This is a genomic window from Streptomyces sp. NPDC046379 (assembly GCF_055587785.1).
In genome coordinates, this window is record NZ_JBVJFP010000001.1 from 673,752 (window position 1) to 697,194 (window position 23,443).

The window sequence follows — 23,443 nt, forward strand, 5'->3', positions numbered from 1 at the left end:
GGGCCGGCGGCGCGAGCGGCGGCCCGGTCAGCAGGGTCCGCGGCCCACGCCGTCGATCCGGCCGCCGAAGTCGCTCAGGTAGCGCGAGCGCCAGTCGCCGTTGAAGACGTCCCGCTTCTCCACCGGGGACCAGTTGATGAAGCAGGCGCGGGTGCTGGCGACGAACGAGCCGACGTGGTCGTGGAGGAAGGACGGCATGTCGCGGTAACCGCTGCGCGCCGTCCACTCCCAGGTGCTGCCGCGGAAGTTCTCCTTGCTGTAGAAGCAGATCGACCCGTCCGGGCAGGACGGCGGGGCGGCGGCTTCCTGCGGCTGCGCGGCGGCCCCCTGCGCCGGCAGGACGAGGGCGGTCAGGACGAGCGCGACGGCGGCGGACCAGGTACGAAGCTTCATGGGACGCTCCAGTTCTTCCGGTGTTTGCGGGACGGCATCGCCCCGACGGGACCGCCGGGGTGACGCCATGGTCCCCACGTCCCGCGACGCCACGCCCGGGGTGGGCGCCCACACCACCTCATGGAGCGAACCGGAGGCCCGACGGCGCGATCACCGGCCATGGCGAGCGCCGGTCACGCGGGCGCACCGGTGGCGCGGGGCGCGCCGCCCGTGCCGGGGGCGCCGCGTGGACCCGGCCACCGCTTGGGACGTTCCCGCGGAGCACGCCGTCCACGATCGACGCACTGCGGCCGACGGCCGCTTCGGGGCAGGCAGCGCGAGCGTGGAAGAGGCGCCGCCGGGCTCCGTGTGACGGTGCCCGGCGGATGCCGGCCGACGGGCTACCAGATCGCCTCGACCCACTCCGGGTGGTCGATGAACGGGTTGCGGTTGCCCTGGTAGGTCGAGTGGATGACCTGGTTGCGGCGCTCCTCGAAGGCGTCCGGCGGGTCCTCGACGTTCCACTGCTTCAGGACCGACAGGCGCCCGTGGTACGGGACGCTGCCGTTGGTGACCGCGTCGTTGGGCTCCAGGTCGGGCCAGCCGTCGCCGCCCTCGTAGCGGACGGCCATGTAGAGGATCATGCGGGCCACGTCGCCCTTGACGGCGTCGCGGGGCTCGAAGGAGTTCGAGTCGGTGAGGCTGCCACCGCTGTTGGTGAAGCTGCTGCCGCCGTTGTCGAAGTCCTTGTTGCCGCGGATGCTGTTGACCTGGACGTCCTCGGGACGCAGGTGGTGCAGGTCGGTGCCGGGACCGGCGGAGGTGCCGAAGTCGCCGTGCGACTGGGCCCAGACGTGCTCGCGGTTCCAGTTGCCGGTGCTGCCGCCGTTGAGGGACTTGCTGCGGGAGATGCCGGAGTAGAGCAGCCTGACGTTGTTGGTGTTGCCGGGATCCTGGTCGGTGACCTTCAGCGCTTCCCAGACGGCAGAGTAGGAGATCTTCGTCTGCTTGCTGACGATCGTGTGGAGGGACGACTTCAGCGCGGTGCCGGTCTTGCCGATCGCCGGCGCGTAGTACGTGCTGTCGTACGCGGTGGTGGTGGCGCCGGCCGGGGTCGCGGTCAGGGCGGGGAGGGTGAGGCCGACCAGTACGGCCGACGTGGCGAGCGCCACGGACTTCCAGCGGCGTGTCTGCGTCGCGGGCATGAGGGGACGTCCGTTCTACGCGTGTTGAGTGAGCGGGCAAACGGGAGCGTGACATGGACATGGGCTCCCGGGCGTGAACTTAACGTGTCGTGCGCATGACGGAAACCGTCAAGTGGAGGCAGGGTCGGGCGATTTGCCGACGAGCCACCATGCCCGGGCCGCGGGCGACCGGCCCTTCACTGCCCCGCCTCCCCGCCGTCACCGGCCCGCCCTACGGTGACGCCCATGCGCCTGAGAACCGTACGCACCGCACTCGCCGCCACCACCGCCGCGCTGTCGGCCGCCGCCTGCCTCACCGCCGCCGGCCCCGCCGCCGCCCACCCGAACGGCTCGCGGGAGAACGCCTGTTCGCCGTCCGTCTCCGTCCGGGGCTTCTCCGACGCCCTGGACAAGACGACGTACGAGAACACCTTCGTGGGCAACTTCTCCGCCCTCGCCCCGCACCGCGACGGCACGCTGGCCGCGCTCTCCGACCGCTCCGCGCTGTTCACGCTGGACGCGCGCACGCTCCGGCCGCGGGGCGTGGTGCCGCTCGCCGACGAGAACGGGGCCGCGCTGGACTCCGAGGGCCTTGTCGTGGACCGGGACGGCACGTACCTGGTCTCCTCCGAGACCGAGCCCTCCGTACGCCGTTACTCGCGCGACGGCCGCATCCTCGGCCGGCTGCCCGTGCCCGACGCCCTGCGGGTCGCCCCGGCCGGGCGCGCCGCGGTCAACGGGACGTTCGAGGGCCTGACCCTGCTGCCGGGCGGCCGGACGCTGATCGCCTCCATGGAGTACGCCCTGTCCGGCGACAGCGCCGGGATCGTGCGCCTGCAGACCTGGAACCGCGGGCGCGGCGGCTTCACGCCGGGCGCGCAGTACGCCTACCGCGCCGACGCCGGGCTCGGCGTCCCCGAGATCACCGCCACGCCGGACGGCCGCCTGCTCGTCCTGGAGCGCGGCTTCACCGCCGGGGTCGGCAACACCGTCCGCCTCTACCTGGCCGACCCGCGCCACGCCACGGACGTCGGCGACACCACGTACCTGACGGGGCAGGACGGCGTACGCCTGGTCGGCAAGACCCTGCTGGCCGACCTGGCCGACTGCCCCGACCTGGGCGCCACGGCCAAGCAGCCGCAGCCCAACCCGCTCCTCGACAACATCGAGGCGATGACGGCCACCGGCCGGGACCGCGGCGCCCTGGACGTCCTCCTGGCCAGCGACGACAACCAGAACGCCGCCCAGACGACGCGCTTCTACTCGCTGCGGGTGCGCGCGAACGGCTGAGCGAGCGACGCGGGAGACCCGGGAGGCCGCCGGCCGGCGATGTCGGCGGTCGCCCGTACAGTGCGCACACCGTCTCTCTCCCATGGCAGTTCCCGTGGGCTTCTCCGGTCACCCGCTCTTCGCCCGCAGCCCGCGCCCGCCGGCGGCAGCGCCCGTGTTCGCCGGCCTCGGCCCGGAGCCCGGCGACGCCGTGCACGCGGGGGAGCCGCGGCCGGGCGGATGGCAGACCCTGGAGCTGACCCACGGGCTCTGGAGTGACGACGACCTCCCCGCGCTGGTCGCTCCGACCGGCGCCCCGGTCTGCGTCGCCGACGTCTCGGACAGCGGCGTCGCCCTCGTCACGGGGCTCGGCACCGGCGGGCGGCGCCGGCGGGCATGGCTCAACCTGGACAACGCCGCCGCCCTGCTCACCGAGGAGCCCGAGGACGTCGACGACACCGGCCTGTGGATCGGCACCCCCGAGTTCGACGAGGCCGTGCGGCGCAAGCGCGCGGAGCTGGACGCGGACGTGCCCGCCGACGCCGCGGGCGCGCTCGCGTGGGCCGCGGCGGAGCGGACGTGGATCAAGGAGTTGCTGCGCGCGCACGAGCCCTTCGTGGAGGACCTCTTCGACGGCCTGCTCGACGCGCTGGGCTTCCCCCGGACCGCTCAGTCCTCGCCGGAGGCCTGAGCCGCCGCCGCGAACGCGCCCCGCGCCATGCGGTGCAGCAGCTGCGCCGTCGCGCCGCGGCCGGGCAGGGAGCCCCCGCGGCCCAGGTGGGGGGTGGAGTTGAGCAGGCCGAAGACCGAGTGCACGGCCGAGCGGGCCGCGGGCTCGGCCAGGGCCGGGTAGGCGTCGCGGACGACCTGCACCCACAGTTCGACGTACTGCCGCTGGAGCTGGCGGACCAGCTTGCGGTCGGTGTCCCGGAGGCGGTCCAGCTCGCGGTCGTGCAGGGTGATCAGGGGACGGTCGTCGAGCGCGAAGTCGATGTGGCCCTCGATGAGCGAGTCGAGGACCTTCCCCGGCGCCACGCCTCCGGCCTCGCCGAGCCTGCGTTTCGCGCCGGTCAGCAGCTGGCCGCTGATGCCGACCAGCAGCTCCGCGAGCATCGCGTCCTTGCCCGCGAAGTGCCGGTAGAGACCGGGGCCGCTGATGCCGACCGCGGCGCCTATCTCGTCGACCCCGACGCCGTGGAAGCCGCGCTCGGCGAAGAGCCGGGCGGCCTGCTTGAGGATCTGCTCGCGGCGGGTCGGGGCGTCCGTTCTGGTGGCCATGGAAGCGATTCTAGACAGGGAGGTTAGCGGTCGTTAACCTGGGGGCAACGCGTTAACGGTCACTAACACAATGAAGGGGCCGCGAGGATGGACCAGGCACCGGAGCTGACGACCGCGGCGGATCCCGCGTCGGAGGCCTGGCAGGCCAATGAGGCCGCGCATCTCGCGCTGGTCGAGGAGTTGCGGGCCAAGCTGGCCGCCGCCCGTCTGGGAGGTGGTGAGAAGGCCCGGGCCCGGCACACCGCTCGCGGCAAGCTGCTGCCGCGCGACCGGGTGGACGGCCTGCTGGACCCCGGCTCGCCCTTCCTGGAGCTGGCGCCCCTGGCGGCCGACGGGATGTACGACGGACAGGCCCCGGCCGCGGGGGTGATCGCCGGGATCGGGCGGGTGAGCGGGCGCGAGTGCGTGATCGTCGCCAACGACGCCACCGTCAAGGGCGGCACGTACTACCCGATGACCGTCAAGAAGCACCTGCGCGCCCAGGAGGTGGCGCTGGAGAACCGGCTGCCGTGCCTGTACCTGGTCGACTCGGGCGGCGCCTTCCTGCCCATGCAGGACGAGGTCTTCCCCGACCGGGAGCACTTCGGGCGGATCTTCTACAACCAGGCCCGGATGTCCGGGGCCGGCATCCCGCAGATCGCCGCCGTGCTCGGCTCCTGCACCGCCGGCGGGGCGTACGTCCCGGCCATGAGCGACGAGGCCGTGATCGTCCGCAACCAGGGCACCATCTTCCTGGGCGGCCCGCCCCTGGTGAAGGCCGCCACCGGCGAGGTCGTCACGGCCGAGGAGCTCGGCGGCGGCGAGGTCCACGCGCGCGTGTCGGGCGTGACCGACCACCTCGCCGAGGACGACGCGCACGCGCTGCGCATCGTGCGCACCATCGTCGCCACCCTGCCCGCGCGCGGCCCGCTGCCCTGGGAGGTGCGGCCCGCCGTCGAGCCGAAGGTCGACCCCCACGGGCTGTACGGCGCCGTGCCCGCCGACCCCCGCACGCCCTACGACGTGCGCGAGATCATCGCCCGCATCACCGACGGCTCCCGGTTCGCGGAGTTCAAGGCGGAGTTCGGACAGACCCTGGTCACCGGCTTCGCCCGCATCCACGGCCACCCGGTCGGCATCGTCGCCAACAACGGCATCCTGTTCTCCGAGTCCGCCCAGAAGGGCGCCCACTTCATCGAGCTGTGCGACCAGCGCGGCATCCCGCTGCTGTTCCTGCAGAACATCTCCGGCTTCATGGTCGGCCGGGACTACGAGGCCGGCGGCATCGCCAAGCACGGCGCCAAGATGGTCACGGCCGTCGCCTGCACGCGCGTGCCGAAGCTGACGGTCGTGGTCGGCGGCTCGTACGGCGCCGGGAACTACTCGATGTGCGGCCGGGCCTACTCCCCCCGCTTCCTGTGGATGTGGCCCAACGCCAAGATCTCCGTGATGGGCGGCGAGCAGGCCGCCTCCGTCCTCGCCACCGTCAAGCGCGACCAGCTGGAGGCGCGCGGCGAGCAGTGGCCGGCCGAGGACGAGGATGCCTTCAAGGCCCCGATCCGCGCCCAGTACGAGCGCCAGGGCAACGCCTACTACGCCACCGCCCGCCTGTGGGACGACGGCGTCATCGACCCGCTGGAGACCCGGCAGGTGCTGGGCCTGGCCCTGACCGCCTGCGCCAACGCGCCCCTCGGTGACCCCGGGTTCGGCGTTTTCCGGATGTGAGGAGGGGACCCATGTTCGACACAGTTCTGGTGGCCAACCGCGGTGAGATCGCCGTCCGCGTGATCCGGACGCTGCGCGCGCTGGGCGTGCGCTCGGTGGCCGTCTTCTCCGACGCCGACGCCGACGCCCGGCACGTCCGCGAGGCGGACACGGCGGTGCGGATCGGACCGCCGCCCGCGGCCGAGAGCTATCTGTCCGTGGAGCGGCTGCTTCAGGCCGCCCGCCGCAGCGGCGCCCGGGCCGTGCACCCCGGCTACGGCTTCCTCGCCGAGAACGCCGGCTTCGCGCGCGCCTGCGCCGAGGCGGGCCTGGTCTTCATCGGCCCCCCGCCGGACGCGATCGCCCTGATGGGCGACAAGATCCGCGCCAAGGAGACGGTGCAGGCGGCCGGGGTGCCCGTGGTACCGGGCGGGCGCGACCCCAAGCTCGCCGAGGCCGCCCGTGAACTGGGCGCGCCGGTGCTGCTCAAGCCCAGCGCGGGCGGCGGTGGCAAGGGCATGCGGCTGGTGCGGGACCTGTCCGCGCTGGACGAGGAGATCGCGGCGGCCCGGCGCGAGGCGGCGGCGTCCTTCGGCGACGACACCCTCCTGGTGGAGCGGTGGGTCGACCGGCCCCGGCACATCGAGATCCAGGTCCTGGCCGACGCCCACGGCCACGTCGTCCACCTCGGCGAGCGCGAGTGCTCCCTGCAGCGCCGGCACCAGAAGGTGATCGAGGAGGCGCCGAGCGTGCTCCTGGACGAGGCGACGCGGGCCGCGATGGGCGAGGCGGCGGTGCAGGCGGCGCGCAGCTGCGGGTACGTCGGCGCGGGCACGGTGGAGTTCATCGTCCCGGGCGGCGACCCCTCGTCGTACTACTTCATGGAGATGAACACCCGCCTCCAGGTGGAGCACCCGGTCACCGAGCTGGTGACGGGTCTCGACCTGGTGGAGTGGCAGCTGCGGGTGGCGGCCGGGGAGCCGCTGCCGTTCGGGCAGGACGACATCGCCCTGACCGGTCACGCCATCGAGGCCCGCGTCTGCGCCGAGGACCCCTCCCGCGGGTTCCTGCCCTCCGGCGGCACGGTGCTCAGGCTGCGCGAGCCGCAGGGCGACGGCGTCCGCACGGACTCCGGGCTCAGCGAGGGCACGGAGGTCGGCAGCCTCTACGACCCGATGCTGTCCAAGGTCGTCGCGTACGGCCCCGACCGCGCGATCGCCCTGCGCCGGCTGCGTGCCGCCCTCGCGGACACGGTCGTGCTGGGCGTGCCGACCAACACCGGGTTCCTGCGCCGGCTGCTGGCCCACCCGGCGGTCGTGGCCGGCGACCTGGACACCGGGCTGGTCGAGCGGGAGGCCGAGTCGCTGGTCGCGACGGACGTGCCGGAGGAGGTGTACGAGGCGGCGGCGGCCGTACGGCTGGACGCGCTGCGCCCGCGCGGCGACGGCTGGACGGACCCGTTCTCGGTGCCGAGCGGCTGGCGGATGGGCGGCGCCACCAGGCCCGCCGCCTTCCCGCTGCGGGTTTCCGAGCCGGTGACGTACACCCCGCGCGGCGAGCACGCGGTCGCCGCCGACCGCGTGTCCGTGACCCTGGACGGCGTACGGCACACCTTCCACCGGGCGGGCGACTGGCTCGGCCGGGACGGCGACGCCTGGCACGTGCGCGACCACGATCCGGTCGCCGCGTCCCTCGGCCGGGCCGCCCACGCGGGCGCCGACTCGCTGACCGCGCCCATGCCGGGGACGGTCACGGTCGTGAAGGTCGCCGTCGGCGACGAGGTGGCGGCCGGTCAGAGCCTGCTGGTGGTGGAGGCGATGAAGATGGAGCACGTCATCTCCGCCCCGCACGCCGGCACGGTCGCCGAGCTGGACGTCGCGCCCGGCAGCACGGTCGCCATGGACCAGGTCCTGGCCGTGATCACGCCACGGGAGGCGGAGCGGGAACCGGGACGGGAAGCGGAGCGGGAGCCCGGACAGGAGGCGGCGCGATGACGGCGCACGGGCTGCCGATGACCGTACCGGCGCCGGGACTGCCTGCCCGGGTGCGGATCCACGAGGTGGGCCCCCGCGACGGCCTGCAGAACGAGAAGGAGACCGTCCCGACCGAGGTCAAGGCGGAGTTCATCCGCCGGCTGGCAGGCTGCGGGCTGAGCACGATCGAGGCGACCAGCTTCGTCCACCCCACATGGGTGCCGCAGCTCGCGGACGCCGAGCGGCTGCTGCCGATGGTGAACGACCTGCCCGGCGTGGCGCTGCCGGTGCTGGTGCCGAACGAGCGCGGCCTCGACCGGGCGCTCGCGCTCGGCGCCCGCCGCATCGCCGTCTTCGCCAGCGCCAGCGAAGCCTTCGCCCGGGCCAACCTCAACCGCACGGTGGACGAGGCGCTGGCCATGTTCGCCCCCGTGGTGAGCCGGGCCAAGGCGGAGGACCTGCACGTGCGCGGGTACCTCTCCATGTGCTTCGGCGACCCGTGGGAGGGCCCGGTGCCGGTCGCGCAGGTGGTGCGGCTGTGCCGGTCCCTGCTGGACATGGGGTGCGACGAGCTGAGCCTCGGCGACACCATCGGCGTCGGCACGCCCGGCCATGTCGGCGCGCTGCTCGCCGCGCTCTTCGAGGCCGGCGTCCCGGCCGGCGCCCTCGGCGTCCACTTCCACGACACCTACGGGCAGGCGCTGGCCAACACCCTGGCCGCCCTGCAGCACGGCGTCACCACCGTCGACGCCTCCGCCGGCGGGCTGGGCGGCTGCCCCTACGCCAAGTCCGCCACCGGCAACCTCGCCACCGAAGACCTCGTGTGGATGCTGCGCGGCCTCGGCATCGACACCGGGGTCGACCTGGACGGCCTCGTCGCCACCAGCGTCTGGATGGCGGGCCGCCTGGGCCGGCCCAGCCCGTCCCGCACCGTCCGAGCCCTCTCCCACCAGGAGCCGTGATCACCGCCATGGACCACCGTCTGAGCCCCGAGCTGGAGGAACTCCGCCGCACCGTGGAGGAGTTCGCGCACGACGTCGTCGCCCCGAAGATCGGCGACCACTACGAGCGGCACGAGTTCCCGTACGAGATCGTCCGCGAGATGGGCCGGATGGGCCTGTTCGGGCTGCCGTTCCCGGAGGAGTACGGCGGGATGGGCGGCGACTACCTGGCGCTGGGGATCGCCCTGGAGGAGCTGGCCCGCGTGGACTCCTCGGTGGCCATCACCCTGGAGGCGGGCGTCTCCCTGGGCGCGATGCCGCTGCATTTGTTCGGCACGCCCGAGCAGAAGCGCGAGTGGCTGCCGCGGCTGTGCTCCGGGGAGATCCTGGGCGCGTTCGGCCTGACCGAGCCGGACGGCGGCTCGGACGCGGGCGCGACGCGCACGACGGCGCGGCTCGACCCGGACACCGGCGAATGGGTGATCAACGGCACCAAGTGCTTCATCACCAACTCCGGCACCGACATCACGGGCCTGGTGACCGTCACCGCCGTCACCGGCCGCAAGCCGGACGGCAGACCGATGATCTCGGCGATCATCGTCCCCTCGGGCACCCCGGGCTTCACGGTCGCGCCCCCGTACTCCAAGGTCGGCTGGAACGCCTCCGACACCCGCGAGCTGTCCTTCTCCGACGTCCGCGTCCCCGCGGCCAACCTGCTGGGCGAGGAGGGCCGCGGGTACGCCCAGTTCCTGCGCATCCTGGACGAGGGCCGCATCGCCATCGCGGCGCTGGCCACGGGGCTGGCGCAGGGCTGCGTGGACGAGTCGGTCAAGTACGCGAAGGAACGTCACGCCTTCGGCCGCCCGATCGGCGCGAACCAGGCAATCCAGTTCAAGATCGCCGACATGGAGATGAAGGCCCACACGGCCCGCCTCGCCTGGCGCGACGCCGCGTCCCGCCTGGTGGCCGGCGAGCCCTTCAAGAAGGAGGCGGCCCTGGCCAAGCTGTACTCGTCCACGATCGCCGTCGACAACGCCCGCGACGCCACCCAGATCCACGGCGGCTACGGCTTCATGAACGAGTACCCGGTGGCCCGCATGTGGCGCGACTCCAAGATCCTGGAGATCGGCGAGGGCACGAGCGAGGTCCAGCGGATGCTGATCGCCCGCGAGTTGGGGCTGGCAGGGTAGCGGCCGCCCGGGCGACGCACGACGGTGTCAGGGGGCGTGCACGGGGGCGTACGGGGCGTCGAGGGCGGCGGCCGCTCGGCCCGACGCCCCGTACACCGACCCCGCCGACCCCGACCCCGCACGACGGCCCTGCACGTCGGCACCGCCCCCGGCACCCCACGGCACCCCACGGCCCCCACGGCCCCCACCGCGCGCCCTCCTGACGCGGCCCCAGCTCCCACCCGCACCCGCTCCACCCCGCGTGGTGTTGATCACGTTTCGCGCCCCGGGCCTTACGCACCGCGACCGGCGGGTAGTTCGAACACCGGAAGACCGACCTGGCCGAAAAAACCTGTCGTTCGAGGCCAGAGGATCACAACTGCGAGAACCGGCCCGGAGATTGACGGGCCCCGGCCGACACGGCGCGTCGCAGGTGGGTCACGTGATGACGGATGATCGTCACCCGCCTCTGGACAAGATGATCTGAGGTTAGGCTAACCTACCTTCGAATTGTCCGGCGGGCCCTCCGCCCTGTTCGAAAGCAGCCACACTCATGTCCAACGCCCGTGCCACCCACCTCACCCGTCGCGGCATCCTCGCCGCCGGCGGTGCCCTCGGCCTCGGTGCCGTGCTCGCAGCCTGCGGCGACGACGACACGAAGAGCGGCGGCTCGGACTCCACGGCGTCCGCCAAGGCCTCCGGTCCCTGGACCTTCAAGGACGACCGCGGTGAGACGGTCAAGCTGGACAAGACCCCGGAGAGGATCGTCGCCTTCGTCGGCGTCGCCGCCGCGCTCCACGACTACGGCATCGAGGTCGAGGGCGTCTTCGGTCCCACCAAGACCCAGGACGGCAAGGCCGACGTCCAGGCCGGCGACATGGACGTCAGCAAGCTGACCGTCTTCGGCAACGTCTGGGACCAGTTCAACGTCGAGCAGTACGCGGCCTTCCGGCCCGAGCTGCTCATCTCCACCACGTTCGACGACGCGGGCACCCTCTGGTACGTCCCCGAGGCGTCCAAGGACAAGATCGCCAAGCTGGCCCCGAGCGTCGCCGTCTCCGTGTACGACCGGCAGATCACCGAGCCGCTCCAGCGGGTGTGGGAGCTGGCCGAGTCGCTGGGCGCGGACATGAAGGCCGCCGAGGTCACCAAGGCCAAGCAGGACTTCGAGGCCGCCGCCGAGCGCCTGCGCAAGGCCGCGAAGGCCCGCCCGGAGATCAAGGTGATGGCCGGCTCCGCGAGCACCGAGCTGTTCTACGTCTCGGGCACCAACCTCTCCATCGACCTGGAGTACTTCAAGGCCCTCGGCGTGAACTTCGTCGAGCCGCCGGAGGAGGCCAAGGCCGAGGGCGGCGGCTGGTACGAGGGCCTGAGCTGGGAGAACGTCGACAAGTACGACGCCGACATCATCATGATGGACGACCGCTCCCAGACCATCCAGCCCGCCGACATCACCGAGGGGACCTGGAAGAAGCTGCCCGCCGTCAAGGCCGGCCAGGTCATCGCCCGCTCGCCGGAGCCGATCCTCTCCTACGCCAAGTGCACCCCGCTGCTGACCACCCTGGCCGAGGCCATCGAGAAGGCCAAGAAGGTCGGCTGACCCCGCTCCGCCCTCCCGTCGCCCTTCCGCCCCTGACCGACATTCAGGAGTCCCGATGACGGCTGCCGCGGCCGTACCGTTCCGTTTCTTCTCCCTCCAGGTCGTACGGACGCGACGGCTCGGCCCGTCGCTGGTCCGGGTCGCCTTCGCCGGGCCGGACCTGGCCGACTTCCGCTCCGACGGACAGGACCAGTCACTGTCGCTGTTCCTGCCCCACCCGGGACAGGACGCGCCGGCCGTGCCCATCGAGATGGGCGAGGACTGGTGGCGGGGGTGGCAGGAACTCCCGGAGGACGTACGGGCGGTGATGCGCTCGTACACCCTGCGGTCCCTGCGCCGCGACGCGCAGGGCGTCACCACCGAGATCGACATCGACTTCGTGCTGCACGGGGTCGAGCCCGGCTCCGCCACCCCGGCCGGCCCCGCCTCCCGCTGGGCCGCCGGGGCGAAGCCCGGCGACCGGGTCGTGCTCATCGGCCCCCGGATCGCGGACAACCGCTCGATCCGCTTCCGCCCGCCCGAGGACGCCGACCTGGTCGTCCTGTGGGCGGACGAGACCGCCCTGCCCGCCGCCGCCGCGATCATCGAGGCGCTGCCGGCGGGTACGCCCGTGAAGGCCTGGATCGAGGTGCGCGACGCCGGCGACGTCCAGGAGATCGAGACGGCGGCCGATGCCGAGATCGAGTGGCTGGTGCAGGGCGACTCCCCCGGCCAGGACTCCCCCCTGGCCCTCCCCGTCATCCGTGACGCGAAGCTCGCGGACGCGGAGCACCCCTATGTCTGGATCGCCGGCGAGTCGGGCTGTGTGAAGCAGCTGCGCCGGCACTTCGTCGGCGAACGCGGCATCGACCGCCGCCGGGTCACCTTCGTGGGCTACTGGCGCCACGGGCTGACCGAGGAGCAACTGCGCGAGATGGGCGAGGAGTAGCCGGCCGGCGCTCCGAGCCGCCGGTCGACCCGCCCTGACATGACCGCCGTCCGACGTGACGGCGGTCACGAACGAGGCTGCCGCACCACAGATCAACTTAGGTTAGGCTACCCTAAGTTGAACCTCGGGTTCCGATCCTTCTTCCGCCCGCACGGACCGTCCCCATCGGAGGACCCCCACATGCGCTCGCACCTGCTCAACGACACCACCGCGGAGCACTACCGCCGCTCCGTGACCGAGGGAGTCGAGCGGGTGGCTGCCAAACTCGCCACCGCAGAAAGGCCGTTCACCGGCGTCAGCGTCGACGCCCTCGCCCCCCTCATCGAGCGGATCGATCTCGACAAGCCGCTGCACGACACCACCGCGGTGCTGGACGAACTGGAGGACGTCTACCTCCGGGACGCCGTCTACTTCCACCACCCCCGCTACCTCGCCCACCTCAACTGCCCGGTCGTCATCCCGGCGGTGCTCGGCGAGGCGATCCTGTCCGCCGTCAACTCCTCCCTGGACACCTGGGACCAGTCGGCCGGCGGCACCCTGATCGAGCGCCGGCTGATCGACTGGACCGCCGAGCGCATCGGCCTCGGGCCCTGTGCGGACGGCGTGTTCACCTCCGGCGGCACCCAGTCCAACCTCCAGGCGCTGCTGCTGGCCCGCGAGGAGGCGAAGACCGACAGCCTGGCGAAACTGCGCATCTTCGCCTCCGAGGTCAGCCACTTCAGCGTGAAGAAGTCCGCGAAACTGCTGGGCCTCGGCCAGGACTCCGTGGTCCCCATCCCCGTCGACCACGACAAGCGCCTCCAGACCGTCGCCCTCGCCCACGAGCTCGAGCGCTGCCGGCGCGAGGGCCTGGTCCCGATGGCCGTCGTCGCCACCGCCGGCACCACCGACTTCGGCTCGATCGACCCGCTCCCCGAGATCGCCGAGCTGTGCTCCCAGTACGGCGCCTGGATGCACGTCGACGCCGCCTACGGCTGCGGACTGCTCACCTCGCTCAAGCGCCGCGCCCTGCTGGACGGCATCGAGCGCGCCGACTCGGTCACCGTCGACTACCACAAGTCCTTCTTCCAGCCGGTGAGTTCCTCGGCCGTGCTGGTCCGTGACGCCACCACGCTGCGGCACGCCACCTACCACGCGGAGTACCTCAATCCGCGCCGCATGGTGCAGGAACGTATACCCAACCAGGTGGACAAGTCCCTCCAGACCACCCGCCGTTTCGACGCCCTGAAGCTGTGGGTGACCCTGCGCGTCATGGGCGCCGACGGCATCGGACAGCTCTTCGACGAGGTGTGCGACCTCGCCGCCGAGGGCTGGAAGCTGCTCGCCGCCGACCCGCGCTACGACGTGGTGGTCGAGCCGACCCTGTCCACCCTGGTCTTCCGCTACGTCCCGGCGAACGTCACCGACCCCGCCGAGGTCGACCGGGCCAACCTCTACGCCCGCAAGGCCCTGTTCGCCTCCGGCGAGGCCATCGTCGCGGGCACCAAGGTCGGCGCCCGCCACTACCTGAAGTTCACCCTGCTGAACCCCGAGACCACGCCGGACGACATCGCCGCCGTACTCGACCTGATCGCCGGCCACGCCGAGCAGTACCTGGGAGAATCCCTTGACCGCGCTTCCTGAAGCCGCCCAGTCCAGCGACAAGACCTACGACTTCGTGGGCATCGGGCTCGGCCCCTTCAACCTCGGCCTGGCCTGCCTCACCGAGCCGATCGGCGAACTGGACGGCGTCTTCCTGGAGTCCAAGCCGGACTTCGAGTGGCACGCCGGCATGTTCCTCGACGGCGCCCACCTCCAGACGCCGTTCATGTCGGACCTGGTCACCCTCGCCGACCCGACCTCGCCGTACTCCTTCCTGAACTACCTCAAGGAGAAGGGCCGGCTGTACTCGTTCTACATCCGCGAGAACTTCTACCCGCTGCGCGTGGAGTACGACGACTACTGCCGCTGGGCCGCCGGCAAGCTGAGCAGCATCCGCTTCGGCACGACGGTCACCGAGGTGACGTACGACGAGACGGACGGGGTGTACGCCGTGCGCACCGAGCGCGGCGGGACGTACCGCGCCCGCAGGCTGGTCCTCGGCACCGGCACCGTCCCGTACGTCCCGGAGGCCTGCCGGGGACTCGGCGGGGACTTCTTCCACAACGCGCAGTACATGCACCGCAAGGACGAGCTGCGGTCGAAGAAGTCGATCACGATCGTCGGCAGCGGGCAGAGCGCCGCCGAGATCTACCACGAGCTGCTCGCCGAGATCGACGTCCACGGCTACCAGCTCAACTGGGTCACCCGCTCCCCGCGGTTCTTCCCGCTGGAGTACACCAAGCTGACCCTGGAGATGACGTCCCCGGACTACATCGACTACTTCCGCGCGCTGCCCGAGGAGACCCGCTACCGGCTGGAGAAGCAGCAGAAGGGCCTGTTCAAGGGCATCAACTCGGATCTGATCGACTCGATCTTCGACCTGCTCTACCAGAAGCACGTCGAGAGCGGCGACCGCCCGGTCCCCACCCGGCTGCTCACCAACTCCACGCTGCGCACCGCGCGTCACGAGGACGGCGTCTACCGGCTCGGCTTCCACCAGGACGAGCAGGGCAAGGACTTCGAGATCGAGACCGAGGGCCTGGTGCTGGCCACCGGCTACCACTACGAGCCGCCGGCCTTCCTCGAACCGATCCGCCACCGCCTCCGCTTCGACGGCCACGGCCGCTACGACGTCACCCGCACCTACGCGATCGACGTCACCGGCCACGGCGTCTTCCTGCAGAACGCGGGCGTCCACACCCACAGCATCACCTCGCCGGACCTCGGCATGGGCGCGTACCGCAACAGCTGCATCATCCGTGAGCTGCTCGGCAGCGAGTACTACCCCGTCGAGAAGTCGATCGCGTTCCAGGAGTTCGCCGTATGACCTTCACGTTCCGCCCCCTCGACCCGCTGAAGGACGCCGAGTTGCTGCACGGGTGGGTCACCCACCCCAAGGCCGCGTTCTGGATGATGCAGGACGCCCGGCTGGAGGACGTCGAACGCGCCTACATGGAGATCGCGGCCGACGAGCACCACCACGCCGAACTGGGCCTGCAGGGCGGCGAGCCCGCCTTCCTCATGGAGCGCTACGACCCCGCCCACCGCGAGCTGGTCGGCCTGTACGAGCCGCAGCCCGGCGACGTCGGCATGCACTTCCTGACCCCGCCGACGGACCGGCCCGTGCACGGCTTCACCCGCTCGGTCATCACGGCCGTCATGGCCCGTCTCTTCGAGGACCCGGCCACCGCCCGCGTGGTCGTGGAGCCCGACGTCGCCAACAAGGCGGTGCACGCCCTGAACGAGGCCGTCGGCTTCGTGCCGGAGCGCGAGATCCGCAAGCCGGAGAAGACGGCGCTGCTGAGCTTCTGCACCAGGGAGCAGTTCCTGGCCGCGACGGGGGTGGCCGTATGAGCCTCGCCGACGCCGTGGACCACCTGTCCCCCGAACGCTGGGAGCGCGCCAACCGCCTGCTGATCCGCAAGGCGCTCGCCGAGTTCGCGCACGAGCGGCTGATCACGCCCGAGGAGACCGGGGCGGGCCGGTACGTCGTCCGCAGCGACGACGGCGCGACCGCGTACCGCTTCGCCGCCGTCCGCCGCGCCCTCGACCACTGGCAGATCGACGCCGAGTCGATCACCCGCCACCAGGGCGGGACGGAACTCCCGCTCGCGGCGCTGGACTTCTTCATCGAGCTGAAGGACGCCCTCGGCCTGAGCGACGAGATCCTCCCGGTCTACCTGGAGGAGATCTCCTCCACCCTCTCCGGCACCTGCTACAAGCTCGCCAAGCCGCGGGTCACGTCCGCCGAACTGGCCCGCGCAGGCTTCCAGGACATCGAGACCGGCATGACCGAGGGCCACCCCTGCTTCGTCGCCAACAACGGGCGGCTGGGCTTCGGCATCCACGAGTACCTGTCGTACGCCCCGGAGACCGCGAGCCCGATCCGCCTGGTGTGGCTGGCCGCGCACCGCTCGCGGGCGGCGTTCACCGCGGGCGTGGGCATCGAGTACGAGTCCTTCGTCCGCCAGGAGCTGGGCGCGGACACCGTCGAGCGCTTCCACGGCGTCCTGCGCGACAAGGGGCTGGACCCGGCCGACTACCTGCTCATGCCCGTCCACCCCTGGCAGTGGTGGAACAAGCTCAGCGTCACCTTCGCCGCGGAGGTCGCCCGGCAGCACCTGGTGTGCCTGGGCGAGGGCGACGACGAGTACCTGGCCCAGCAGTCCATCCGCACCTTCTTCAACACCTCGCACCCCGAGAAGCACTACGTCAAGACGGCCCTGTCCGTCATCAACATGGGCTTCATGCGCGGGCTGTCGGCCGCCTACATGGAGGCCACGCCGGCGATCAACGACTGGCTGGCCCAGCTGATCGACGGCGACCCGGTGCTGAAGTCGACGGGCCTGTCGATCATCCGCGAGCGGGCCGCGGTCGGCTACCGGCACCTGGAGTACGAGCGGGCGACCGACCGCTACTCGCCGTACCGCAAGATGCTCGCCGCGCTGTGGCGGGAGAGCCCCGTGCCCTCCCTCCAGGACGGCGAGACCCTCGCCACCATGGCCTGTCTGGTCCACGTCGACCACGAGGGCACGTCCGTGGCGGGTGCGCTGATCGAGCGGTCGGGGCTCGCCCCCGAGGAGTGGCTGCGGCGCTACCTGCGGGCCTACTACACCCCGCTCCTGCACAGCTTCTACGCCTACGACCTCGTCTACATGCCGCACGGCGAGAACGTCATCCTGGTCCTCGAGGACGGCGTCGTGCAGCGGGCGATCTACAAGGACATCGCCGAGGAGATCGTCGTCATGGACCCGGACGCGGCGCTGCCGCCCGAGGTGCGGCGCATCCGCGCCGAGGTCCCCGACGACATGAAACTCCTGTCGATCTTCACGGACGTCTTCGACTGCTTCTTCCGCTTCCTCGCCGCGAACCTCGCCACCGAGGGCGTCCTGACGGAGGACGCCTTCTGGAAGACGGTGGCCGAGGTCACCCGCGAGTACCAGCGGTCGGTGCCGGAACTCGCCGAGAAGTTCGAGCGGTACGACATGTTCGCCCCTGAGTTCGCGCTGTCCTGCCTCAACCGGCTCCAGCTGCGCAACAACAGGCAGATGGTCGACCTCGCGGACCCCTCGGCCGCCCTGCAGCTGGTCGGCAACCTGACGAACCCCATCGCGGGGCTGTGACAACCCATCGCGGGGCCGTGACGACACGCCCCTGACGCGACCGGACGGGCGCCCCGGAGACGGTCCTCCGAGGCGCCCGTCGCCTTGTCCTGCCCGATTCCGGGCAGCATTGTTGCGCATCTCCTTCCACTGCCGCAGGATCTACCGGGTGCACGACGAACTTCTCGATCATCTGACGCGGTCCACGCCCCTCAGCCGGGGCGAGGCGCTGCGTGTGGTCCAGGACGTGCTCGCCTACTTCGACGAGACGACCGAGGAATTCGTCCGTCGCCGCCACCGCGAGCTGCAGGCCCAGGGCCTGGTGAACGCGGAGATCTTCGAACGGATCGCGGCGGAACTGCAGTACCGCGCCGTGGCCCCGCCCGAGCTCTCGCTCCGGCAGCTGCGGCGCATCGTCTACGGCTGAGGAACTGAGGGTCATACCTGTATGTGTGGAATCGTCGGTTACATCGGGAAGCGCGACGTCGCCCCGCTGCTCCTGGAGGGCCTGCAGCGCCTGGAGTACCGCGGCTACGACTCGGCCGGGATCGTCGTCACCTCCCCGAAGGCGTCGGGCCTGCGGATGGTCAAGGCCAAGGGCCGGGTCCGGGACCTGGAGACCAAGGTCCCGGCGCGGTTCAAGGGCACGACCGGCATCGCCCACACCCGCTGGGCGACCCACGGCGCCCCCTCCGACGTCAACGCCCACCCGCACCTGGACGCCGAGGGCAAGGTCGCCGTCGTCCACAACGGCATCATCGACAACGCCTCCGACCTGCGCCGCAAGCTGGAGGCGGACGGCGTCGAGTTCCTCTCCGAGACCGACACCGAGGTCCTCGTCCACCTCATCGCCCGCTCGCAGGCGGTCAAGCTGGAGGACAAGGTCCGCGACACGCTGCGGCTCATCGAGGGCACGTACGGCATCGCGGTGCTGCACGCCGACTTCCCCGACCGCATCGTCGTCGCCCGCAACGGCTCCCCGGTCGTCCTCGGCATCGGCGAGAAGGAGATGTTCGTCGCCTCGGACATCGCCGCCCTGGTCGCCCACACCCGGCAGATCGTCACCCTCGACGACGGCGAGATGGCCACCCTCAAGGCCGACGACTTCCGCACCTACACCACCGAGGGCACCCGCACCACCGCCGAGCCCACCACCGTGGAGTGGGAGGCCGCCTCCTACGACATGGGCGGCCACGACACCTACATGCACAAGGAGATCCACGAGCAGGCCGAGGCCGTGGACCGCGTGCTGCGCGGCCGCATCGACGACCGCTTCTCCACCGTGCACCTCGGCGGCCTCAACCTGGACGCCCGCGAGGCCCGCCGGATCCGCCGGGTGAAGATCCTCGGCTGCGGCACCTCGTACCACGCGGGCATGATCGGCGCCCAGATGATCGAGGAGCTGGCCCGCATCCCCGCCGACGCCGAGCCGGCGTCCGAGTTCCGCTACCGCAACGCGGTCGTCGACCCCGACACGCTGTACGTCGCCGTCTCCCAGTCCGGTGAGACGTACGACGTGCTGGCGGCCGTCCAGGAGCTGAAGCGCAAGGGCGCGCGGGTGCTGGGCGTGGTCAACGTCGTCGGCTCGGCCATCGCCCGCGAGGCGGACGGCGGCATCTACGTGCACGCCGGGCCCGAGGTCTGCGTCGTCTCCACCAAGTGCTTCACCAACACGACCGTCGCCTTCGCGCTGCTCGCCCTGCATCTGGGCCGCACCCGTGACCTCTCGGTCCGCGACGGCAAGCGGATCATCGAGGGCCTGCGCAGGCTCCCCGGCCAGATCGCCGAGATCATGGAGCAGGAGGAGGAGATCCGGAAGCTGGCCCTGCGGTACGCCGAGGCCCGCTCGATGCTCTTCATCGGCCGGGTGCGCGGCTATCCGGTCGCCCGCGAGGCCTCGCTGAAGCTGAAGGAGGTCTCGTACATCCACGCCGAGGCCTACCCGGCCTCCGAGCTGAAGCACGGCCCGCTCGCGCTGATCGAGCCCGCGCTGCCGACGGTCGCGATCGTGCCGGACGACGACCTGCTGGAGAAGAACCGCGCCGCGATGGAGGAGATCAAGGCCCGCAGCGGCCAGATCCTCGCGGTGGCCCACCAGGAGCAGGAGAAGGCCGACCAGACGATCGTCGTACCGAAGAACGAGGACGAGCTGGACCCGATCCTGATGGGCATCCCGCTCCAACTCCTCGCCTACCACACGGCCCTGGCCCTGGGCCGGGACATCGACAAGCCCCGGAACCTGGCGAAGTCGGTGACGGTGGAGTAGGAGCACCCCGCACCCCGTACGAGCAGCGGCCCCTCGCGCCCGGTGGCGGGCGAGGGGCCGCTGCTGTCGTGTGCCGGATCGGCCGTCCGCGGGGCCGGGCGCGGCCGTCCGCATGCCGGACCTACGGGATGACGACGACCGGCCGCTTCGCCCGCTTGGCCAGCCGGCCCGCCACCGAGCCGAAGATGCGCCCGACGAGCCCGTGGGTGGAGCCCACCACGATCGCGTCCGCCTCGTACTCCCGCCCGACCTCTTCCAGCTCGTGGCAGATGTCGCCGCCCCGCTCCACCAGGATCCACGGCACCTCGGCCAGGTAGTCGGCGCAGGCCAGCTCCAGGCCCAGCACCTCGGTGCGGTGGTCGGGGACGTCCACGAAGACGGGCGGCTCGCAGCCGGCCCAGACCGTGGTGGGCAGCCGGTTGGCCACATGGACGATGATCAGGCCCGCGCGGGAGCGCTGCGCCATGCCGATCGCGTAGGCAAGGGCGCGCTCACTGGAGGTGGAGCCGTCGAAGCCGACGACGACGCCGTGCTTGAAGGCGGGGTCGCACGCGTGGCGCGACTCGTCCGCCGCCAGGGGATCGGCCGCCGTGGGGTCGGCGACCGGCCGCTTGCGGTCCGCGGGTTCAAAGAATTCGTGACCGGCCATGGCTGTCTCGGCGTTGTGATCCTTCACGGGTGGGACGACAGTGCGGCGGCGGAGCTGTGTCCGGGAATCATCTTCCCAACCCCATACCCCCAAGGGTACGGCGATACGCCTCCTTCGCCCGGTTTCCGCGCACGCACGCAGTGGTTCACCGGAGCATGCACGAGGGGGCGCCGGTAACGCAATGGTCGCTGTCCCGTACAGGCGGTTCGCCCGGCATTCATCTGCGGCCCACCGGGCGGCGACCGATCGGACGGACGGGCGTCGGACCGCGTGGGCTCCCGGGACCCCGCGCACCCCGCGGAGGAGGTTCGTCACGCCGGCGCCCTGGACGCGAACTCCGTTCCGGAGGGCCCCCGTCGGGGCGGTCGGCGCCCACGGGGGACGCACACCGGTCGGTTGACCGGTTTCCGCGCACACGAACGTTTGTTTTCAGCCAACTTCCGAAGGGTGTGCATCAGGGGTCATGAGCACCCCCCAACCCACGTTCCACCTGCACGGAAAGGGTCTCGGAGGGTTCCCGCACCCTACGCGGTTTGGCCACTGCCACGAGGCGCACTTCCCTGCACGCTCCCCGAGTGCAACGCTTCGTGATCGAATGCTTCACGCCAAGTTGCCAAGTCGACAATGCGTCGGGCGCCGAACTGGCCAACCCGGCGCAGCGCAACACAGTAGATTCGATCTTGACTGTCTTACGGCGGGGGACTCGTGCAGGACCGAGGGGAAACGTGCAGGTGCGACACAACCGAGGAGCCGCGACCACCGAGGGGGGCTTAGCAGTATGAGCCACGACTCCACTGCCGCGCCGGATGGAGCGGGCCGGAAGCTCTCCGGACGCCGCCGCAAGGAGATCGTCGCGGTGCTGCTGTTCAGCGGCGGCCCCATCTTCGAGAGTTCCATCCCGCTGTCGGTGTTCGGAATCGACCGTCAGGACGCCGGCGTGCCGCGCTACCGGCTGCTGGTGTGCGCCGGTGAGGAAGGCCCGCTGCGGACCACGGGGGGTCTCGAACTCACCGCGCCACATGGTCTGGAGGCGATCTCCCGAGCGGGCACGGTCGTCGTGCCGGCCTGGCGCTCGATCACCTCCCCACCACCGGAGGAGGCGCTCGACGCGCTGCGCCGCGCACACGAGGAGGGCGCACGGATCGTGGGTCTGTGCACCGGCGCCTTCGTGCTGGCCGCGGCCGGACTGCTGGACGGACGGCCGGCCACCACCCACTGGATGTACGCGCCGACGCTGGCCAAGCGCTATCCGTCGGTGCACGTCGATCCACGGGAGCTGTTCGTCGACGACGGCGACGTGCTGACGTCCGCGGGCACGGCGGCCGGAATCGATCTCTGTCTGCACATCGTGCGGACGGACCACGGCAACGAGGCGGCCGGCGCGCTGGCCCGCCGGCTGGTGGTCCCGCCGCGCCGCAGTGGCGGTCAGGAGCGCTACCTCGATCGGTCTTTACCGGAGGAGATCGGCGCCGACCCGCTGGCCGAGGTCGTCGCCTGGGCGCTGGAACACCTCCACGAGCAGTTCGACGTGGAGACGCTGGCCGCTCGTGCGTACATGAGCCGGCGCACCTTCGACCGCCGGTTCCGTTCGCTGACGGGGAGCGCTCCCCTGCAGTGGCTGATCACCCAGCGGGTGCTGCAGGCGCAGCGACTGCTGGAGACGTCGGACTACTCGGTGGACGAGGTGGCGGGCCGCTGCGGCTTCCGTTCGCCGGTTGCGCTGCGCGGGCACTTCCGCCGCCAGCTGGGCTCGTCCCCGGCCGCGTACCGGGCGGCCTACCGGGCGCGCCGGCCGCAGTCCGAGCGGGCGTCGGACGGCGAGGGCCAGCCGGGTCCGTCCACGCCCATGGGGTCGGCGGCCACGCCGTCGGGCCTGCCGGGCACGGCGCTGCACCCGGACAGCCCGGTGCCGCTGCAGTCCCGGCGGACGGCGGCGAGCGCGATCGGCGCCTCGCCGTCCCTCGCCCAGGACCATCCGCGCGAGGCGTACGTCGGCGGCCGGGCGAGCCTGCCCGGGCAGCGCAGCGGCGCGTGAGCCGGGCCGGATGACCTCGGGGCCGGGATCCGTCACGGATCCCGGCCCCTGTCATTACCGCCCGCACGCGGGGCGTCCACCGGCGGATGTCGGCCGTAATGTGGACGCATGAACGATCGCATGGTGTGGATCGACTGCGAGATGACCGGCCTCTCGCTGTCCGACGACGCGCTCATCGAGGTTGCCGCCCTCGTCACCGACTCCGAGCTGAACGTGCTCGGCGAAGGGGTGGACATCGTCATCCGGCCGCCGGAGCGGGCGCTGGAGACGATGCCGGACGTGGTGCGTCAGATGCACACCGCCTCCGGGCTGCTGGCCGAGCTGCCGGGCGGCACGACGCTGGCGGACGCCGAGGAGCAGGTGCTGGCCTACGTCCGCGAGCACGTCAAGGAGCCGGGCAAGGCGCCGCTGTGCGGGAACTCCGTCGGCACGGACCGCGGCTTCCTGCTGCGTGACATGCCGACGCTGGAGGACTACCTGCACTACCGCATCGTGGACGTCTCCTCCGTCAAGGAGCTGGCCCGCCGCTGGTACCCGAGGGCGTACTTCAACAGCCCGGAGAAGAACGGCAACCACCGCGCCCTCGCCGACATCCGCGAATCCATCGCGGAGCTGCGCTACTACCGCGAGGCCATCTTCGTCCCCCAGCCCGGTCCGGACTCCGACACCGCCAGGACGATCGCCGCGAAGCACGTCCTGCCCTCGGAGTAGCCGCCCGGCCGGGGCCCGTGCGGACCCCCGGGAATGCCGGGCGCGAGCACCCCTTCGGACCCTGTACACTTTTTCTCGGCCGGTCGGGGAAAGCAGTCTGATTCCCAAGCCGGTCATGGTGGGTGTAGCTCAGCTGGTAGAGCACCTGGTTGTGGTCCAGGATGCCGCGGGTTCGAGTCCCGTCACTCACCCTGTACGACTG

The 23,443-nt window shown here is 71.6% G+C and carries 20 protein-coding genes and 1 tRNA gene; 17 read left to right on the forward strand and 4 right to left on the reverse strand.

Annotated elements, in window-relative coordinates; translation table 11 throughout:
* Positions 1-27: 27 nt before the first annotated feature.
* Together ACZ6KF_RS02985 and ACZ6KF_RS02990 are read right to left on the reverse strand one after the other, a co-directional pair.
* Complete coding sequence (locus ACZ6KF_RS02985) at positions 28-393, reverse strand: peptidase inhibitor family I36 protein (RefSeq protein ID WP_356627339.1); 366 nt, start codon at positions 391-393, stop codon at positions 28-30.
* A gap of 380 nt (positions 394-773) precedes the next feature.
* Entirely contained in the window at positions 774-1,577 is an 804-nt protein-coding gene (locus ACZ6KF_RS02990; protein ID WP_356627338.1) for an endonuclease I family protein, read from the reverse strand.
* Positions 1,578-1,802: 225 nt separating this feature from the next.
* Here ACZ6KF_RS02990 and ACZ6KF_RS02995 point away from each other — a divergent pair, with 225 nt between their 5' ends.
* Entirely contained in the window at positions 1,803-2,846 is a 1,044-nt protein-coding gene (locus tag ACZ6KF_RS02995) for an esterase-like activity of phytase family protein (RefSeq protein WP_469237040.1), read from the forward strand.
* Between the two features lie 82 nt (positions 2,847-2,928).
* Positions 2,929-3,516: a hypothetical protein gene (locus ACZ6KF_RS03000; protein ID WP_469237041.1), complete on the forward strand. Its 588-nt coding sequence runs from the start codon at positions 2,929-2,931 to the stop codon at positions 3,514-3,516.
* Here ACZ6KF_RS03000 and ACZ6KF_RS03005 read toward each other — a convergent pair.
* On the reverse strand, positions 3,495-4,103 hold the full coding sequence (locus ACZ6KF_RS03005) for an SACE_7040 family transcriptional regulator (protein ID WP_356627335.1): 609 nt from the start codon (positions 4,101-4,103) through the stop codon (positions 3,495-3,497). The genes ACZ6KF_RS03000 and ACZ6KF_RS03005 overlap by 22 nt on opposite strands.
* A gap of 87 nt (positions 4,104-4,190) precedes the next feature.
* Between ACZ6KF_RS03005 and ACZ6KF_RS03010 the strand changes: the two genes are divergently transcribed.
* The 12 genes from ACZ6KF_RS03010 (at position 4,191) to glmS (ending at position 19,846) form a co-directional block, all read left to right on the forward strand.
* Positions 4,191-5,807, forward strand: a complete 1,617-nt coding sequence (locus ACZ6KF_RS03010) for a carboxyl transferase domain-containing protein (protein ID WP_469158457.1) — start codon at positions 4,191-4,193, stop codon at positions 5,805-5,807.
* A gap of 11 nt (positions 5,808-5,818) precedes the next feature.
* Positions 5,819-7,780: an acetyl/propionyl/methylcrotonyl-CoA carboxylase subunit alpha gene (locus tag ACZ6KF_RS03015; protein ID WP_469237044.1), complete on the forward strand. Its 1,962-nt coding sequence runs from the start codon at positions 5,819-5,821 to the stop codon at positions 7,778-7,780.
* Positions 7,777-8,721 carry a hydroxymethylglutaryl-CoA lyase gene (locus ACZ6KF_RS03020; RefSeq protein ID WP_469237046.1) on the forward strand — a complete coding sequence of 315 codons (945 nt, stop codon included), beginning with the start codon at positions 7,777-7,779 and terminating at the stop codon, positions 8,719-8,721. Before ACZ6KF_RS03015 ends, ACZ6KF_RS03020 begins: the two co-directional genes overlap by 4 nt.
* Positions 8,722-8,729: 8 nt before the next feature.
* Positions 8,730-9,890 carry an acyl-CoA dehydrogenase family protein gene (locus ACZ6KF_RS03025; RefSeq protein WP_356627370.1) on the forward strand — a complete coding sequence of 387 codons (1,161 nt, stop codon included), beginning with the start codon at positions 8,730-8,732 and terminating at the stop codon, positions 9,888-9,890.
* A gap of 532 nt (positions 9,891-10,422) precedes the next feature.
* Positions 10,423-11,469 (forward strand): ABC transporter substrate-binding protein, encoded by a 1,047-nt coding sequence (locus ACZ6KF_RS03030; protein ID WP_469158455.1) that lies wholly within the window; start codon positions 10,423-10,425, stop codon positions 11,467-11,469.
* Positions 11,470-11,524: 55 nt separating this feature from the next.
* Complete coding sequence (locus tag ACZ6KF_RS03035; RefSeq protein ID WP_356627330.1) at positions 11,525-12,397, forward strand: siderophore-interacting protein; 873 nt, start codon at positions 11,525-11,527, stop codon at positions 12,395-12,397.
* Between the two features lie 180 nt (positions 12,398-12,577).
* Positions 12,578-14,020 carry a lysine decarboxylase DesA gene (gene desA, locus ACZ6KF_RS03040; protein ID WP_469158454.1) on the forward strand — a complete coding sequence of 481 codons (1,443 nt, stop codon included), beginning with the start codon at positions 12,578-12,580 and terminating at the stop codon, positions 14,018-14,020.
* On the forward strand, positions 14,004-15,305 hold the full coding sequence (locus ACZ6KF_RS03045; RefSeq protein ID WP_356627328.1) for a lysine N(6)-hydroxylase/L-ornithine N(5)-oxygenase family protein: 1,302 nt from the start codon (positions 14,004-14,006) through the stop codon (positions 15,303-15,305). The genes desA and ACZ6KF_RS03045 overlap by 17 nt, the downstream gene beginning before the upstream one ends.
* On the forward strand, positions 15,302-15,832 hold the full coding sequence (locus tag ACZ6KF_RS03050) for a GNAT family N-acetyltransferase (protein ID WP_356627327.1): 531 nt from the start codon (positions 15,302-15,304) through the stop codon (positions 15,830-15,832). Before ACZ6KF_RS03045 ends, ACZ6KF_RS03050 begins: the two co-directional genes overlap by 4 nt.
* Positions 15,829-17,601: an IucA/IucC family protein gene (locus ACZ6KF_RS03055; protein WP_356627326.1), complete on the forward strand. Its 1,773-nt coding sequence runs from the start codon at positions 15,829-15,831 to the stop codon at positions 17,599-17,601. The genes ACZ6KF_RS03050 and ACZ6KF_RS03055 overlap by 4 nt, the downstream gene beginning before the upstream one ends.
* Positions 17,602-17,749: 148 nt before the next feature.
* Positions 17,750-18,007 carry a hypothetical protein gene (locus ACZ6KF_RS03060; RefSeq protein ID WP_356627325.1) on the forward strand — a complete coding sequence of 86 codons (258 nt, stop codon included), beginning with the start codon at positions 17,750-17,752 and terminating at the stop codon, positions 18,005-18,007.
* Between the two features lie 21 nt (positions 18,008-18,028).
* Complete coding sequence (gene glmS / locus ACZ6KF_RS03065) at positions 18,029-19,846, forward strand: glutamine--fructose-6-phosphate transaminase (isomerizing) (protein ID WP_356627324.1); 1,818 nt, start codon at positions 18,029-18,031, stop codon at positions 19,844-19,846.
* Positions 19,847-19,967: 121 nt separating this feature from the next.
* On the opposite strand, the gene ACZ6KF_RS03070 is transcribed toward glmS, so the two are convergent.
* Entirely contained in the window at positions 19,968-20,495 is a 528-nt protein-coding gene (locus tag ACZ6KF_RS03070) for a universal stress protein (protein WP_356627369.1), read from the reverse strand.
* Between the two features lie 778 nt (positions 20,496-21,273).
* Here ACZ6KF_RS03070 and ACZ6KF_RS03075 point away from each other — a divergent pair.
* From ACZ6KF_RS03075 to ACZ6KF_RS03085, 3 genes are all read left to right on the forward strand, one after another.
* The gene (locus ACZ6KF_RS03075) at positions 21,274-22,530 is read left to right on the forward strand and encodes a helix-turn-helix domain-containing protein (protein ID WP_356627323.1); all 1,257 of its coding nucleotides are present in this window, start codon (positions 21,274-21,276) and stop codon (positions 22,528-22,530) included.
* A 108-nt stretch (positions 22,531-22,638) separates the two neighbouring features.
* Positions 22,639-23,241, forward strand: a complete 603-nt coding sequence (orn, locus tag ACZ6KF_RS03080; RefSeq protein ID WP_356627322.1) for an oligoribonuclease — start codon at positions 22,639-22,641, stop codon at positions 23,239-23,241.
* A gap of 118 nt (positions 23,242-23,359) precedes the next feature.
* Positions 23,360-23,432: transfer RNA gene (locus ACZ6KF_RS03085), tRNA-His, on the forward strand.
* Positions 23,433-23,443 lie beyond the last annotated feature (11 nt).

Excerpts from the sequence above, each read along its gene's own strand:
- ACZ6KF_RS02985 (WP_356627339.1), bottom strand. The coding sequence starts at position 393 with ATGAAGCTTCGTACCTGGTCCGCCGCCGTCGCGCTCGTCCTGACCGCC.
- ACZ6KF_RS02990 (WP_356627338.1), bottom strand. The coding sequence starts at position 1,577 with ATGCCCGCGACGCAGACACGCCGCTGGAAGTCCGTGGCGCTCGCCACG.
- ACZ6KF_RS02995 (WP_469237040.1), top strand. The coding sequence starts at position 1,803 with ATGCGCCTGAGAACCGTACGCACCGCACTCGCCGCCACCACCGCCGCG.
- ACZ6KF_RS03000 (WP_469237041.1), top strand. The coding sequence starts at position 2,929 with ATGGCAGTTCCCGTGGGCTTCTCCGGTCACCCGCTCTTCGCCCGCAGC.
- ACZ6KF_RS03005 (WP_356627335.1), bottom strand. The coding sequence starts at position 4,103 with ATGGCCACCAGAACGGACGCCCCGACCCGCCGCGAGCAGATCCTCAAG.
- ACZ6KF_RS03010 (WP_469158457.1), top strand. The coding sequence starts at position 4,191 with ATGGACCAGGCACCGGAGCTGACGACCGCGGCGGATCCCGCGTCGGAG.
- ACZ6KF_RS03015 (WP_469237044.1), top strand. The coding sequence starts at position 5,819 with ATGTTCGACACAGTTCTGGTGGCCAACCGCGGTGAGATCGCCGTCCGC.
- ACZ6KF_RS03020 (WP_469237046.1), top strand. The coding sequence starts at position 7,777 with ATGACGGCGCACGGGCTGCCGATGACCGTACCGGCGCCGGGACTGCCT.
- ACZ6KF_RS03025 (WP_356627370.1), top strand. The coding sequence starts at position 8,730 with ATGGACCACCGTCTGAGCCCCGAGCTGGAGGAACTCCGCCGCACCGTG.
- ACZ6KF_RS03030 (WP_469158455.1), top strand. The coding sequence starts at position 10,423 with ATGTCCAACGCCCGTGCCACCCACCTCACCCGTCGCGGCATCCTCGCC.
- ACZ6KF_RS03035 (WP_356627330.1), top strand. The coding sequence starts at position 11,525 with ATGACGGCTGCCGCGGCCGTACCGTTCCGTTTCTTCTCCCTCCAGGTC.
- desA (WP_469158454.1), top strand. The coding sequence starts at position 12,578 with ATGCGCTCGCACCTGCTCAACGACACCACCGCGGAGCACTACCGCCGC.
- ACZ6KF_RS03050 (WP_356627327.1), top strand. The coding sequence starts at position 15,302 with ATGACCTTCACGTTCCGCCCCCTCGACCCGCTGAAGGACGCCGAGTTG.
- ACZ6KF_RS03055 (WP_356627326.1), top strand. The coding sequence starts at position 15,829 with ATGAGCCTCGCCGACGCCGTGGACCACCTGTCCCCCGAACGCTGGGAG.
- glmS (WP_356627324.1), top strand. The coding sequence starts at position 18,029 with ATGTGTGGAATCGTCGGTTACATCGGGAAGCGCGACGTCGCCCCGCTG.
- ACZ6KF_RS03070 (WP_356627369.1), bottom strand. The coding sequence starts at position 20,495 with ATGGCCGGTCACGAATTCTTTGAACCCGCGGACCGCAAGCGGCCGGTC.
- ACZ6KF_RS03075 (WP_356627323.1), top strand. The coding sequence starts at position 21,274 with ATGAGCCACGACTCCACTGCCGCGCCGGATGGAGCGGGCCGGAAGCTC.
- orn (WP_356627322.1), top strand. The coding sequence starts at position 22,639 with ATGAACGATCGCATGGTGTGGATCGACTGCGAGATGACCGGCCTCTCG.